We start from the raw sequence: 14,738 nt of genomic DNA on the forward strand, positions 1-14,738 counted from the left end.
AATATCCTCCTCATTGCTACTTCTCAACTATAGCAGACCTCTCCTAATAACTCTAGCCTTGATAGAGAGCTTTTACAGCTTCGATATCTTTAGGTTGGATCGAATAATACGATCCAGCCGACTGCATCACTGAGACATTTTCATCATCATGCGCCAAACCGATCGCATGCCCTAATTCATGTTCTGCGGTATTAGTTATCCGTAATTGGGAATAACCATACTGCGCATTTAATAAATAATAGGAATTGAGATAGACATCTGCACTGGTCAAACGATTCGTCAATTGATTTATCATGGTATGCGTCACCCCAGCTGCACTGGTATTGGCATCATTTTGTTGTTTTAAAATAATCTGGGCTCGTTTTTTATCATCAGTCAAATCAAAGTTAAAAGCCCCAGTTTGGTTCCAATTTTCGATTGCCCTTAAATAGGCGGTGCGGAAGCGTTCATCACTTGCTTCAAGATAAACAGTCGCTGTGTTTTTGCTCCAACGTGCGCCATTTGCCGCCTGCGCATTGGTATCCTCAGAATAACTTTGCGCCGTTGGATCACTTGGGGATATGCTTTCAGTTTTGACATTCAGCAGCTTTCCTTGATCGGGAACGATCTTAGTTACCAAAGTCTGTATCTCACGCACAACTGGGAGAGCGTAAGGACTAGTCATAAACCACAACAAGCCTAAACTTAAGCTAGCAGTGATAAAAAGGGTCAAAAATAGATTCCAAATGAAACGTAAAAATCTGATTTTGCGTCACCTCGCAATTATTTTTTGCTCCCTGTACTTACTAATTGTACACAACTTTCGGCTTAAAACTTTTAAAGAATTCTTTAAGTTTACCTATGCTTGTTCCAAAGCTTGCTCTAGATCTTGTAGCAGATCTTCTTTAGCTTCGATCCCCACTGATAGTCGGATCAATTCATCGCTGATCCCATCTTTTAGCCGGATCTCACGTGGGATAGCTCCATGTGTCATGATCGCAGGTACTTCGATCAAACTTTCCACTGAGCCTAAACTTTCGGCTAACGTGATCAAGCGCAGGTATTCGATAAAGGCTTTTACATCGGCCCCAGCTATCAACTCAAATGAGATCATCCCCCCAAAATCACGCATTTGCTTTTTAGCAAGTTCATGCTCTGGCGCACTTGGATCACCAGGGTAGTAGATCTTAGCAACTTTTTCATGCTTTTGCAAAAATTCAAAGATAGCTCGCGTATTTTCATTATGCACACGCATCCGGACCGCTAATGTCTTGATCCCCCGTTGTAGTAACCAACTATCTTGTGGACCTAAAATAGCCCCGATCGCATTTTGTAAGTAAGCTAATTGATCCCCGAGTGCTTGGCTCTTAGTGACCGCTAAGCCTGCCACAAGGTCGCTATGTCCCCCGAGATATTTTGAAGCACTGTGGACCACGATATCAGCGCCTAGATCTAACGGCTGTTGCAAATACGGAGTCGCAAAAGTATTATCCACGATCACCAAGAGATCGTTAACATGGGCTAAGTCAGATAATGAACTCAGATCAGAGACATGTAACAAGGGATTAGTCGGAGTCTCTAAATACAGTGCCTTTGTATTCGGCTGGATCGCTTGTTTGACCGCTTTTAAATCACGGGTATCGACTGCGGTAAATTCCAGACCAAGACGATTTAAAACTGTATTCAACAGCCGAAAAGTTCCGCCATATACATCATTTCCTACGACAACATGATCACCCTTAGAAAATAAATTAAACACGGTATGAATCGCTGCCGAACCCGAAGCAAAGGCTAGCCCGCGCTTCCCATTTTCTAGCTCTGCGATCAATTGTTCAAGTGCATGGCGCGTTGGATTACCAGTTCGGGAATATTCATACGCTGGTGTCCCCCCCAACTCGGCTTGCTTATAGGTCGAGACCTGATAGATCGGTACACTCACTGCACCTGTTGTCTTATCATTACTGATACCACCGTGGATCAACTTTGAATCAAATTTCATTTAAATCTCCTCCTCAAATCGATAAATATGTTTACTTAAATAACGTTCTGAACTATCGGGAAAAATCGTGACGATATTACTGTTTTGAGGCAGCTTTTGTGCTAATTTCAAGCTAGCTGCCAACGCCGCTCCGCTCGAACTTCCGACAAACAAACCATTTGTCAGTGCCAGTTGCTTGACTTGCGCAAACGCCTCCCGATCACTTATCGTATAGATCGCATCGGGCTTAGTTTGAGCGAAAAAGGGCGGTATAAATTCAACCCCGATCCCTTCCGTCAAATGACTATGGGGCGCACCACCATTTAGGATCGAGCCCTCTGGTTCAACCACGGCAGCTGTTAACCCAGGAAATTTTTGCTTTAAAGCTTGCGTGATCCCAGCAAAAGTCCCACCACTGCCAGCCCCAGCTACAAAAGCAGCTAAACTCAACTTATTTTTTTCAAATTCAGCAATGATCTCTGGCGCCAGACTAGTCGCATATGCAGCTGGATTGGCCGAATTTTCAAATTGTAGCGGCAAGTAGCTATCCGTGATCTGGGCAGCTAATTTCTTAGCTTGGGCGATCGCACCTTTGATCCCTAATTCACTTGGCGTATGTACTATTTTTGCACCTAAGGCACGCATCAAGATCTGTTTTTCCTGGCTAAATTTCTCGGGCACGACTAAGATCGTTTTTAAGCCACGTTTTTGTGCTGCTAAAGCTAGACCGATCCCAGTATTGCCCGCTGTAGGTTCAATGATCGTCGTTTCTGCTGTCAACAAGCCTTTTGCCTGCGCATCATCCATGAGATACTCGCCTAAACGATCTTTAATACTGCCACCTGGATTAAACATCTCTAACTTGGCATAGATCGATACATTGTTTGGCGTTTTGACTGCAAGTTTTATCAACGGTGTCTGACCGATCAGCTGTGATACGTCTTGATATATCATGTTCTTCCCTTCTTTCTGCGATCTGAGTAGAAAAAAAGGGCGCAAACTTTAAAAAGTCTGCGCCCTCTTACGTTGAAGAAGCCTCCTAGTTACGTTAAAAAACTCAACGCAAATGGACCTTCTTCGCTAGCTGGCGCGAAGAAGGACAACATGTATGAGCCATATTGTTGATAACTAAAGTCTTCATCGTAATTCCTCTTTTCAAATCGTTACCAATACAATAGCACTTACTTTTCGTAAATGCAATCCCTCTTGCAAAAAAATTTTTCTTTGCTAGAATTAAGCTAAATATTTTAACAAAAAGGAGTTGTTCTGATGATCCGCTTAGCTACCATAGCCGACCTTCCAGCGATCAGTGCGATCTATGCATTTGCTCGTACTCAAATGGCAAAAGATAACAATCCAGATCAATGGGGTAAAACTCACCCTGCCTTAGATGTTTTAGAAGCTGATATTGCTGCTAAACACCTCTATGTCATTGAAGAAGCAGGAAACATCGGTGGCGTTTTTGCCTTTATCCTAGGTGAAGACCCAACTTATCAGCAAATAGAAGGGTCTTGGCTAGACGACCAGCCCTATGGTACGATCCATCGTATTGCCGGTAACGGGAAAGTCAAAGGTGTCTTTAATAAGGCATTAGCTTTTTGTGAACAGCTCGAACCAAATATCCGGATCGACACTCATCAAAATAATAAGCGTATGCAACATCTGATCAAAAAAAATGGCTTTGTTTATTGTGGAATCATCTTGACCGAGGATCAAACACCACGCCTCGCCTATCAAAAAAAGCGCCCGTAAGTATTAGAAGTGTAAAATGGAATTCTTTAACTTAATCAATAAAAAGACGACTCTAAGCTTTCTATATAGGTATAGGTCGTCTTTTTTATATCACTTATTATTTATACAATCTAATATCTCATCTCTCCAGCCGAGGTCAAAATCTCCTGCAAATTTAGTATAAGATTTATCAATCGCTTTTAATAAAACTACCTCGTCCCGATTATTCTTAAGCATATCTAGCAGTTCCTTATTTTCAAGTGGAAAAATTTTTACTAAATCGGCAAATTCATCTTTATTTGATGATTTAAGTGGGACACTTGCCACTGCTCGCCATATATTAATTGTATTTTCATCAAGCTCGTCAGCAATAAATAATGTAGTTACATTTTTCGAAGAATTATCCACTGTAAGATTAGTTGCATGTCGAAGCACAGGTTCCCATTCTCCGCGTTTCTGAGCCTGCTTATTCATCAAAGTAACTTCTAACATAAGCGTTAGATTTTCATAATTGATTACAATATCCCCAGCACCTCCTGCTGCATGAGAAAGTGGTAACATATTTCCATCCAAAGTTAGATTCAGACTCTGAGTTATGGAGAAATCTTCTTTAGAGATATAAAACCATGCAATTGCCACAATATATTCATAAATAGTCGGAACAGTTGCTGATTCCGAAACAGCTGATTTAATTTTTTTATCATCTCTCTTGGAAAATAAAGGTAGGAGTTCCATGATCTTTTTGCGAGGAAAAACTTCGGAAATAAATTCTCGAAATTTTTTCTCTTTCTGACTGGCAACAGCATTTTGAATTTGTGAATAATCTGTAACATTGAGTAGCTCTTTAATTGCTTGAATTTTTTCATCTTTATCTAAGTTCAAAATTGTTGTAATTGTGGATTCTTGATAAAAAAAATAATTTAGATTTTTCTCATAATCCGAATATTTATCCTCACCTGAAAATCTCATATTTGTAAATATAATTTTAAAAATTTCTCTACTTGTAGCATTCACTAATCCGTTTCTAAAATCAAATAAACCCGAAAGATTGAGAGTTCGCTTGGTCATATCACCATATTCCTTTACAAGGTCATATTTTTTAGAAAAAACAAACCGTTCATAAATGAATGTATCGTCTTCAGAAAGTAATCGGCTACCTTCATTTTTCTTGAGAAAATCATTAACATTATCAGCTTTCTTGAACACTGATTTACCAAATCCAAATGCCCTCTTTAATTTAGCGTCTGTATTAAATTCAATCAATCTTGCAAAATTTTCCTGAGTCTTACATTCTTTAAATTTAATCAATGATGTCACAAAGTCAAAATACACATCTTGCGTGCTAGATGACTTACGATTTGTAAATAATAAATCAAATTTATCTCTATCTAGTGGCCTACTTGAAAATAATTCCCTAGCTGTTACATCACTCTCATTCTCAGGAAATTCCCTGTCTAGGAATTCTGGGAATGTTTCTTTATTTGAGGCTACACTTTCATAAGCAGTAATTATCCCTTCTATCTGCAAATCATCAAAGTTTGGTTGTATGGAATGAATCAATATCAAAAAATTTCGTTGTGGTATGTTTCTATAGCGCTTTACCAACTCCAACGCAACTCGAACTGGGTGGAAGTATCTTATTCCATCAGAGTGATATATTCGTAATTTAAGCAACTGACGTGTAAACATTAAATTATTAATATCAATTCCCAATGTTCCTTCAACTTCATCGGAAGCTAAATTACTGTTACTTAGCCAGTTATTTGCTACTCTCGAAAGCCTGCGTTTATCATTAATTAACCCAATTTTAGCTAATGCACTAGTAAGTGTTCTCCCTCGTCTGGCAAAATCCTCTTCTTCATTTCTCGAAAACATATTAGTTTCTTCAAGTACTGTTTCATAAAATTTTTCCTGTGCTTCCTTATCCCACTCTGGGTACTCTAAATTTACTTTTTGAAGTAATGACAACAATACTTTGTAATCATCAATTAATGCTTGCCTACGAAAACTTGTGTCCCCTAAATTAAATGTTTCGGCGTCCTTTTTCAATTTCATAATTTTTCTCCTCCGTAATTTGTAACTAAGACTTCAACTGTTTCATTATATTTAGCTTTAGATTGATAATTACTATTGTTGTAATTATAGTTTAGAATGTGAATATTATATTTTGAAGCCCACTTGGTAAGCATTTTATTTTCCTGTCCCTTATGAAAAATCACATTTGATAATGCAAATTTAACCCCATTTTTATCAGCTTTATCAAGGTAACTATATAGATCTAACTCATCTTTTTCTGACCATCCACCATTCTCATTATACGCTGCTGTTGTGATAAGGTATGGAGGATCTGCATAAACAAAGTCACCATCGTGTACATCTATCTCTCTAAAATCTCTTGCTGAAAAAAAAATTCTTTGGTCCTTTATTTGACTAGCAAATCTTCGTAATTTTTCTTCCATTTTCTTGTTAAAATCTCGTTTCCCAACAGGTAAGTTATACTCTCCCTTTGAGTTATAACGAATTTGATTATTGAAACCAAATACTACCAGTAAATAAAATAAGATTGGGGAGGGTTGTCTATTGTAATCCTCACGCAACTTCAAAAATTTTTCTTTATTATATTTTCCCACACCATTAGCACTATCCATTGAGTAATATGCGTAACCATTTTTCTTTGTTTCAGATAATCCATACTTTGATATATTATTTTCAACTTCCCGAATAAAATTATCAATATTTATTTTTGAAAGATACTCAAAAAACTCTATTACATGTTTCTCAATATCATTGACAAGATATTCATCTGCAATTCCTTGCTTAATTAGGTTTACAGTAACACTTGCTCCACCTGCAAATAAATCAATAAATCTGGAATAATTACTTGGAAAAAGTGTTTTAAGTTGAGGGAATAATTTTTGTTTTCCACCTGTATAATTCAAAGCCGATTGAATTATCTCATCATCGACTATACAAAGATAGAGAAGTTCCTTATGGTTATCAATTTTAGATTTTCCTGTTGTAAAAGCCTTAAAGTCAGTTTCAAACACTCTTACCTTTCCCCTCTTTTCTAAACTAGCAATTATCTCCTCGTTTGAAATTTTAGCGTTTGATCGAGAATTTCCCTTCTTTGCCATGTTATTATAGGAAACTAAAATATAACGTGCATCTATATGCTGAATTAAATCGTCAAAAGCTTGTGGAGCCTTAGCCTTTGTATATGCAGAAGATTTTTCAGAACGGTTTACCGCTTTTCTAGCAATTCCTTCAACCGCTGGCTTTTTCCACTCCATAACATTTTCCAAAACATGATAGGCACTTTCATATCCACGAGAGTTATACGGAGTGTCAATATATACAAGATCAGCTTTTATTTTTCTAACTAGTTGGTTAGCATCTTCATTATAAATTTTATTCTTCTTATTCTTTTTAATCTCTGGCATTCTTAGATATATAGGCTTCAGAGTATCCATTTTCTTTCGATAAGCATCAAAATGTCCCACTGTATTAGCAGCTTTATCCATAGCATAAAGTAGTGAAGTTAGCAAAAAGGCTTTCTCCCGAAAATTTACATCTGTATAGGTCTCAATTTTTTCACGAATAGCATCTATTTTTTTTGCGTTGTCTAAAGAAAAATACTTATCTCCAAAATTTTTCGCCACATATCCGTAGAATCCCTGTAAATCATTTAGCTCTTGTATTTTACATTGAATCTTCATTTCATCAATTGATTCATTTCCAAACCATGTCTGGTATGAAATATAATTACTTGTCAAAATATCGTTAACTATAACCTTCTTTCCTTGTTTACTAAACATATCAGCCACCACACCAGTGCCCGCAAAAACGTCAGCAATAGTTGATACTTTTGTAGTGTTTTTCTCTACAACATGATTGATAAAATCAAGTATTTTTTGCTTACTACCTAAATATCTTCGATTATTAATATGCAAAGGTTCATTATCCGCTTCAAAAAGCTTAAGTTGCTCAGAATTTTTTTGAATAACTTTTTTGTCTATATATTTTACCTGATTCTTTGTCCAAGCATTTTGGCGTCCTTTTTTCTTAGCAGGTGCGGGAATCTCTTGTTTACGTATCCAGTTATTCAGAGTTTGGCGTGTAATATCGTATTTTTCCATTATTTCTTGTGTCGTCATCATTAGGCATCGTTCTCCTTTTACAGTTAGTCACATTTTATCATAAATCACGTATAAAGTATGCCTATTTTTGCTGTTCACAAGCTAATTTTAGAAAAATCGCTACTTAACCTCCCATTATAATAGCCTAGTCCACAGTACCGTCATCCTATTTTTTCACAACACCTCATATTCTATATAAATTCTCATCTAAAACATAGCCAGCTGCACTTAGGTGTCCAGCTTCATCCCGTTCAAGATAGATGCCTTGGATCTCCGGTTCAAAACCCGGGAAATTTTCCATTGCCCCAAGCAGTACCTTGAAGTATTTAACATCCAGTGCCTGCCATCCTTCACCAGGTGCGACGATAAAGACTCCAGGCGGGTACGGCAAGACCCCTTCAAGTGCGACTTTACCTTCGATCTTGTCTAATGGGACCAACTTACCTTGCCCCCGCATAAACGCAAGATCAGCTGTGCGTGGCAAACAACTATAGCCTTGAAGTTCTGGCTTGATAAATAGGGCTTGTTGCAGATGATAGATCTGTTGTCCCTTAAAATACTCATGCATCTCTTGACACAACTGTCTTAAAGTATAGCCAGAATAACGTTCTTTATTTTGCCGATAAAAACGGGGGAGAGCTTTTTCTAACGGGGCATCTGTCAAATAGAGTCGTTCAAATTCTAATAGTGCCGTCAGCAATGTCTGTAAACTGAGCTCATCTTCACCGGGAGTCAAAAAGAAAAGTGTTGAATAAAGATCGGCTTTACCCGGAATGATCCGTTTTTCCAATAAAAATTCGCCGACTAATGGGCTCGGGATCCCCGTTTCAGTATATTTACCTGTCTTTAGCTCGACTCCCGGAGAGGTGATCGTCAACTTCAAAGGACTGATGATCGCTTCTCCTAAAGCAACTTTACTAAAGCCATGCCAGGTATCTTTAGGATCAAGTTGCCATAAGCTTAGGTCAGCCGCTAGCTTTTCAGTCGGGATATTTTCCCAGGAAATACCGTTTATCTTTGTGGGAACGAGTGGTTTAAACAGCTTGCTTTGACGCAACAATGTCTTTCTAAATTCGATCCCTTTGACCAGTGTTTCTTCCCACCACGCATGATTAGCCGAACTAGCTGCCATCGCTGCATTGACTGCTAAAGACGCATAGATCGGATAAGAGTAACTCGTTGTAACGTATTTAAGGTAGGCATTATTGAAGTGTTTATGATCGATATAACGTTTTTGCCCTTTTAAGTGTGCATCTTTTTTCAAGATCTGAGAAGTTTGGGCTACCCCAGCTTGCTGTTTGTGCACAGATTGAGTCACTAAGATCCCAGGATCAGCTGGACCATATTCTAAACTCAGCGGCGATAATTCTTTCATCAGATCGACAAATTGTTCATAACCGCCCCAAGCACAATCAAATAAAATATAATCACATAATGGCCCGAGCTTTTTAATGAGATACCGTGCATCATAAAAGACGCCATCATATGTTTCCAGTTGTAAGACCGCTAGTCTAAAAGGCCGCTTAGCTTTGGCTTTTTTAGGATCGACCAATGCGATCTGTTGGCGGATCTTTTTTTCATCTAACTCTTCACCTACCAAAGGACCGATCAACCCTAAAGGATCACGATCAGTCTTTAAATAGACCGGTTTAGCCCCTGTCATAACTAGGGCACTGTTGTAGAGCGATTTATGGTTATTTCGATCAAAAAGCACGAGATCACCCTCGGTCAATGCAGCGGTCGCACAGATCGTATTTGAACTAGTAGTCCCATTTGTACAAAAATATACTTTATCGGCGTTAAAAGCTTTAGCTGCCTGTTTTTCAGCTGTCAACGGCGTTCCACCATGGGTCAAGGTATCACCCAATTCAGGGATCGTGTCACTGACGTCAGCGTATAAAAAATTATCGCCGAAAAAGTTTTTAAAGACTTCACCAGCTGGATGCCGCGTGTAAAAATTCCCATTATGGTGTCCCGGTGTGGTAAAGCTGACTGCTTTTTCATCGGCAAAATTGATTAGATCTAATAAAAAGGCGGGCACATTTTCTTTTTCATAAGCCGTGGCTGATTCCAACACTCTTTTCATATCAGCATCGATATTTTCCGCCGTGACTTCGATCAGCGGTATTTTTAGCCCAGAACGCTGACAGATCAATTCAGCGATCGCACGTTGTTTGAGATCACCGGCTTCGATCACTAGTGCGGCTAATTTAGCCCCTGAGACTTCAGGTGTTAGTTCGACAGTGGGCCACTTCTTAGCTACATCTGCCTGTAACTTGGCAGGAGTAGCTATTTTTAGATATTTCTTCATTTTTTCACCTACTCACTTTTTCAAAACAATTTTATATTTTTTCATAAGAAAAAACAAATTTATGGTAGTAATTTCATAAAGGATTCTTTAAAATGGAAAAAGTAATTATTTTCACAAAGGAGGGATCCACGTGCATTCCAATAAGCATCCGGGTGTTAATGCAAAATAAACTCAGATTTTGCATTAATTAAAGGAGATAAAATTGAATACTTTAAACCAAAACTCACTCGACCAAAAGAAATATACCCCCTGGCTCGTCTTAACATTACTTGATTTTGTTACGATCATCAGTTTTGAAAATATCTTTTATCCTTTTCAAAATCAAGGGCTATCGGTAGTTATTTCTTGGATCTTTATGTTGTTTGTCTATGTCATTCCCTACGAATTGATCGTCAGCCAATTAGGTTTGACCTTCGACCAACAAGCAGGTGGACTTGCTTCGTGGATCAGACGTGGGACTGGCAGTGATCTCTTTGGTTACGCTACTTCCTGGATGTATTGGGTCCAAACTATCCCATACTTAGTCGATGTCTCCAACTCGATCATCGTATCCTTTAGTTGGATCATCTTGGGCGATGCTACTTTGAGCAGTCACATGTCCACATTTACTTTTGGCTTACTGACATTTGTTATCATTTTAGCTTTCATTCTTTTGGAAAATATTTTCAAAAACGCCTTAGAGATCTTATCCTTGATCGGTGGGGGCGCAATGTTTATCATGTCGATGCTCTTTGTTTTGATGACCGGTTATGCCTTGACACATGGGGCACATATTGCGACACAACCATTTGATTGGTCAGCATTCAAACCTAATTTCAGTTTACATTATTTTTCAACGACTGGTCTGTTGATCTTTGCGATGTCCGGGGCTGAACTTGCAGCACCTTACATTAGTCGTATGAAAAATCCTAAACGTGATTTCCCACGTTCCATGTGGATGCTCGCCTTGATGACTGGGGCCTTGACGATCTTTGGGACCTTAGCTTTGGCGGTCTTCTTTGATGCCAATAATATCCCTAACGACTTCAAGATGAACGGTCCTTATTACGCGTTCAAACTTTTAAGTCAACAATTAGGCTGGGGCAATAGTTTGATGTATGTCTTTGCTGTTGTCCAATCATTTTTCATGTTAGCTCAGCTTGCAGTCTTGATCGATGCTGCCAGTCGCGTCTTTGCCGGCGATGTTAATCAAAGATACATGCCAACTTGGCTCACGAAGACCAACAAAAACGGGCGTCCTGTCCACAGTTATACTTTGACCGCTGGGATCGCCTTGGTCCTCTTACTTTTGAGTGGGACTTTACCTGATATCAACTCCATTTATAACTGGTTGCTCAACTTAAATGGGATCGTTTCCCCTTATAAGACCTGTTTAGTCTTTGTTGCATTCATCGCTGTTAGATGGCAACAGGATAAATTTAGCTCAGACTATATCTTCATCAAAAACCGTACCGGCGCTTTGCTCGTTGGTTTCTGGTGTTTCTTATTCACATTTGTCTGTGCGACAATGGGATTCATTCCACAAAATGCACACTTTGGAACAAAGCAATTCACACATGAATTGATGATGAATTTCTTCTTTGTCTTCTTGATCTTTGGGATGGGTGTTATCTTACCATTCTTACGTAAACTAGAGATCAAACGTAAACAAAAATAAACATAACGGGCTAGAGATCAGCAACAGATCTTTAGCCCGTTATGTTTATTTTTCATGTAATTCTTTTTTAGCTTCAACGACCCAGCGTGCATTTGTATCAAATACATGAGCTTCCAAGATCAGATCAGCTTGTTTTGTTTCTAAAATGTACTCACACAACTTTGAATCAAGTAGCATCCCTGTAACTGCGATCGGTAAGTTGACTGCCTTTTTCATTGCTGTTGCATATGGAACTTGCCAGCCTTCATAAATATGGTCTGGCTTTTTATCAAATAGCCCACCAGTCGTGATACTCAAGCAATCGATCCCATCACGCTCGAGCCATTGACTGATAGTTTGCCACTCAGTTAGCTTATTTTGCTCATCTTCTTTAGCATAATCATCTAACGACAAGCGGACCCACAATAGCCCCGTATAAAAGTCTCTGATCTGAGTAATGATCTCCTGCACGAAGCGATAACGCCCTGCAAGTTCACCACCATACTCATCATCTCGCCGATTGATGACTGGCGAAAAGAACTCATCGATCAAAAAGCCCTCAGCTCCCTGGAGCTCGATCAGATCAACTCCAGCCTGTATAGCTCGTTTAGCTGCAGTTACAAAAGCACTTTGGATGCGTTTGATCTCAGCGATATTCAAGGCTCTTGGTTCATTGTAATCATCACTGTAGGCTTCAACAAGACTCGGTGCAACTGGTACCGACTCAGCTTTAGCTTTACGGCCTGCATGTCCGAGTTCGATCCCAACTTTTGTGCCCAAACTATGCAAAAAATCGACCAAACGCTTTAACTCTTCTGCCTGTTCGTCGTTCCACAAGCCTAAATCGTGCTCAGTCGTGCGCCCTTCAGGTTCAACAGCGGTCATCTCAAGGATAACTAACCCAACTTGCTCGACCGCACGTGCTCCATAATGAGCAAAATGCAACGGATTTAAGACACCATCACCTTTTTGGACACTATACGTCCGCATGGGCGACATCACTATTCGATTCTTTAGATTTAATGACGCTACTTTAGCTGTTGAAAACAGCATCGACATAAGCTTTACACCCTCTTTTGTGAATTATTATCCACCTAAGTTTAACGATAAAAGCTAAATTTGTAAAGATTTTGCTTAGTTAAAGTCTCGCCCATAAAGGTAATAAGTCTCGGCGGTCTCTTCGTTGCCTTCATCCCAATAAAAACGCTTTTCCACCAATTTTTCTAAGCCATTATGTTCATAGAAGCCATAATCCGATGAATCATCTGTATATAAATAGAATGATCTGACACCATTTTTTTGTAAATATTCACAGAAGTTGTTGTATAATTTTTTCCCTAAACCTAGACCACGATATTTTCCATTGACCAACAATAAATTGAGACTCCCTTCAAATTCACGTTTACTTTGAAGTAACAGCTCCTGATCTAATGCCATCGTTTGAATATATTTTTCAAAGATCGAATCAGGTTCGGTCTGCTTTAAGATTGCACCTAAAGCAGCAGTCTTTTTCCGCAAACAAAAGCGCTGGATCTTCGTATAGTCTAAAACGTCGCCGGCACAGATCCCGGCAGGCTTACCGTCGACCGTTACCACAACGATATGATCTGATTTTTGCAAAAGATCACTCAAAAAGTATTCTGCCATCGGTTCAACCAGGTCTTTGGGGACCCAAGAGCGATAATCCCAAGTTGTGATCACCATCTTTAAGATCTCATCATAGTCACTTGCCCGCATCAGCCTTAAATCAATTTCCATTTTTCACACTCACTTTACTGAAATACACCTAAATTTTAGCGTATTTGAGCCAAAAACAAAAGAGAGACGCAAATAACGTATCTCTAATATTAATTTTCCCCACGTTCATAACTCAAATTCCCCTGACTGACTAAAGTATCAGCTGTTAGATCTAATAGCTCTTTTTTTGCCACTAGATCAGTAGTCTTTTTGATATATTCTTTAAAATGTGGAGTCTCCCGGTGCTTGGCATAAGCTTGTTTATCTTGATAGAATTCTAAAAAGATCCATTCATCCGGCTTATTCTGGACCGTTGCTGCATACATCGCTAAAACACCGGGTTCAAGTACGATCGCTTGGTGCATTTCACTAAAGACGGCAGCTTTAAAGGCAGCAGCACTGGATTTTTCTAATTGTAATTTAGCTAATTTTACCGTCATATTATCTGGCGTCCCTTTACCTAAAAAATCAAACTTTTCCAGTAATAATTCTGGGATCAGATCGATCACCTTGCGATTGACGATCGCATTTTTAGCAAAAGTCGCGTACTTTTGAAATTGCGGTGAGGCTTGATGTCGTTTTTGCGCCGCAGTATCTTGATAGAGCTCAAAGACTAGATTCTCCAGCCCCTTTTCATCAATATGAGTTGCATGCATCGCTAATGTCTGCGGTTCAGTTTTGATCGATAAATTCAAATTTCTCTGTCCTAAAGCTAAAAATTCCGCTTTCTTTTCTGGTTTGATCTCAAGTTCATACAATCTAAACAAAGGCGGATATTCCAAATTGGTCACTTCATATCACCTGCCATTAATTTTTCAAAGTTTAAATACATGATCTGCTCGCGCTCTTTAGGTGTCAAAATTGCCTCGAGGACCGTCATAACAGCCCCAACAATCAACTCTGGCGCTAACTGTAATAATTACTGATAAAATTTAGGAGGCAAGACATGGGCAAAGATATCGATTGCCGGCTTTGACACTCCGATCACTCCTTTTGATTAATATTCTAAATTTTTTCTGTAAAAATCACGGCTAATTCTTAATTTTACTATTCGAGCCTTTCTGCTTTATTATAACAAAATCTTTAACAAAACGGCACTTATATATCACACAAGTTATTTTCAATTTTAAGTTATAGCAACCTTAATTTCCCTAAATTACTTAAAAAATATACTTTAAATCTTTCATTAATAGGTTTATAATACACGTAATCTTTTTTTAAGAAAAAGAA

11 protein-coding genes are annotated in these 14,738 nt (G+C 38.7%); 2 read left to right on the forward strand and 9 right to left on the reverse strand.

The features are described 5' to 3' along the window. Nucleotides 1–52: 52 nt before the first annotated feature. The 3 genes from ABT996_RS05625 to ABT996_RS05635 form a co-directional block, all read right to left on the reverse strand. Entirely contained in the window at nucleotides 53–664 is a 612-nt protein-coding gene (locus ABT996_RS05625) for a matrixin family metalloprotease (RefSeq protein WP_225361412.1), read from the reverse strand. A 174-nt stretch (nucleotides 665–838) separates the two neighbouring features. Further along, nucleotides 839–1,978 carry a trans-sulfuration enzyme family protein gene (locus tag ABT996_RS05630; RefSeq protein WP_035447775.1) on the reverse strand — a complete coding sequence of 380 codons (1,140 nt, stop codon included), beginning with the start codon at nucleotides 1,976–1,978 and terminating at the stop codon, nucleotides 839–841. Beyond that, nucleotides 1,979–2,911, reverse strand: a complete 933-nt coding sequence (locus tag ABT996_RS05635; protein ID WP_035447773.1) for a PLP-dependent cysteine synthase family protein — start codon at nucleotides 2,909–2,911, stop codon at nucleotides 1,979–1,981. A gap of 312 nt (nucleotides 2,912–3,223) precedes the next feature. On the opposite strand from ABT996_RS05635, the gene ABT996_RS05640 reads away from it, so the two are divergent. Beyond that, nucleotides 3,224–3,709, forward strand: a complete 486-nt coding sequence (locus ABT996_RS05640; RefSeq protein WP_202807645.1) for a GNAT family N-acetyltransferase — start codon at nucleotides 3,224–3,226, stop codon at nucleotides 3,707–3,709. A gap of 90 nt (nucleotides 3,710–3,799) precedes the next feature. Here the strand turns inward: ABT996_RS05640 and ABT996_RS05645 are convergent, their stop codons facing one another. The 3 genes from ABT996_RS05645 to ABT996_RS05655 all read right to left on the reverse strand — a co-directional run bounded on the left by ABT996_RS05645 (nucleotide 3,800) and on the right by ABT996_RS05655 (nucleotide 10,135). Further along, nucleotides 3,800–5,743: an AlwI family type II restriction endonuclease gene (locus ABT996_RS05645; RefSeq protein WP_052006346.1), complete on the reverse strand. Its 1,944-nt coding sequence runs from the start codon at nucleotides 5,741–5,743 to the stop codon at nucleotides 3,800–3,802. After that, complete coding sequence (locus ABT996_RS05650; RefSeq protein WP_035447769.1) at nucleotides 5,740–7,845, reverse strand: Dam family site-specific DNA-(adenine-N6)-methyltransferase; 2,106 nt, start codon at nucleotides 7,843–7,845, stop codon at nucleotides 5,740–5,742. Before ABT996_RS05650 ends, ABT996_RS05645 begins: the two co-directional genes overlap by 4 nt. A gap of 163 nt (nucleotides 7,846–8,008) precedes the next feature. Next, the gene (locus ABT996_RS05655) at nucleotides 8,009–10,135 is read right to left on the reverse strand and encodes a putative ornithine decarboxylase (protein WP_035447768.1); all 2,127 of its coding nucleotides are present in this window, start codon (nucleotides 10,133–10,135) and stop codon (nucleotides 8,009–8,011) included. A gap of 202 nt (nucleotides 10,136–10,337) precedes the next feature. Between ABT996_RS05655 and ABT996_RS05660 the strand changes: the two genes are divergently transcribed. Further along, nucleotides 10,338–11,792, forward strand: a complete 1,455-nt coding sequence (locus ABT996_RS05660) for an APC family permease (RefSeq protein WP_035447766.1) — start codon at nucleotides 10,338–10,340, stop codon at nucleotides 11,790–11,792. A 45-nt stretch (nucleotides 11,793–11,837) separates the two neighbouring features. Here ABT996_RS05660 and ABT996_RS05665 read toward each other — a convergent pair whose 3' ends face one another. The 3 genes from ABT996_RS05665 to ABT996_RS05675 form a co-directional block, all read right to left on the reverse strand. Beyond that, nucleotides 11,838–12,830, reverse strand: a complete 993-nt coding sequence (locus tag ABT996_RS05665) for an oxidoreductase (RefSeq protein ID WP_035447764.1) — start codon at nucleotides 12,828–12,830, stop codon at nucleotides 11,838–11,840. A 75-nt stretch (nucleotides 12,831–12,905) separates the two neighbouring features. Then, nucleotides 12,906–13,529, reverse strand: coding sequence for a GNAT family N-acetyltransferase (locus ABT996_RS05670; RefSeq protein WP_035447763.1), 624 nt, complete (start codon nucleotides 13,527–13,529; stop codon nucleotides 12,906–12,908). Nucleotides 13,530–13,618: 89 nt separating this feature from the next. Beyond that, entirely contained in the window at nucleotides 13,619–14,299 is a 681-nt protein-coding gene (locus ABT996_RS05675) for a putative quinol monooxygenase (RefSeq protein ID WP_052006345.1), read from the reverse strand. Nucleotides 14,300–14,738: the final 439 nt, after the last annotated feature.

Source organism: Ligilactobacillus sp. RTP31139st1_D10_RTP31139_211217, from assembly GCF_040226755.1.
GTDB classification, from domain to species: Bacteria; Bacillota; Bacilli; order Lactobacillales; family Lactobacillaceae; genus Ligilactobacillus; species Ligilactobacillus animalis.

Coding starts and splice junctions, on each gene's coding strand:
- ABT996_RS05650 (WP_035447769.1), bottom strand. CDS start 7,845: ATGATGACGACACAAGAAATAATGGAAAAATACGATATTACACGCCAA.
- ABT996_RS05665 (WP_035447764.1), bottom strand. CDS start 12,830: ATGTCGATGCTGTTTTCAACAGCTAAAGTAGCGTCATTAAATCTAAAG.
- ABT996_RS05635 (WP_035447773.1), bottom strand. CDS start 2,911: ATGATATATCAAGACGTATCACAGCTGATCGGTCAGACACCGTTGATA.
- ABT996_RS05625 (WP_225361412.1), bottom strand. CDS start 664: ATGACTAGTCCTTACGCTCTCCCAGTTGTGCGTGAGATACAGACTTTG.
- ABT996_RS05630 (WP_035447775.1), bottom strand. CDS start 1,978: ATGAAATTTGATTCAAAGTTGATCCACGGTGGTATCAGTAATGATAAG.
- ABT996_RS05655 (WP_035447768.1), bottom strand. CDS start 10,135: ATGAAGAAATATCTAAAAATAGCTACTCCTGCCAAGTTACAGGCAGAT.
- ABT996_RS05670 (WP_035447763.1), bottom strand. CDS start 13,529: ATGGAAATTGATTTAAGGCTGATGCGGGCAAGTGACTATGATGAGATC.
- ABT996_RS05645 (WP_052006346.1), bottom strand. CDS start 5,743: ATGAAATTGAAAAAGGACGCCGAAACATTTAATTTAGGGGACACAAGT.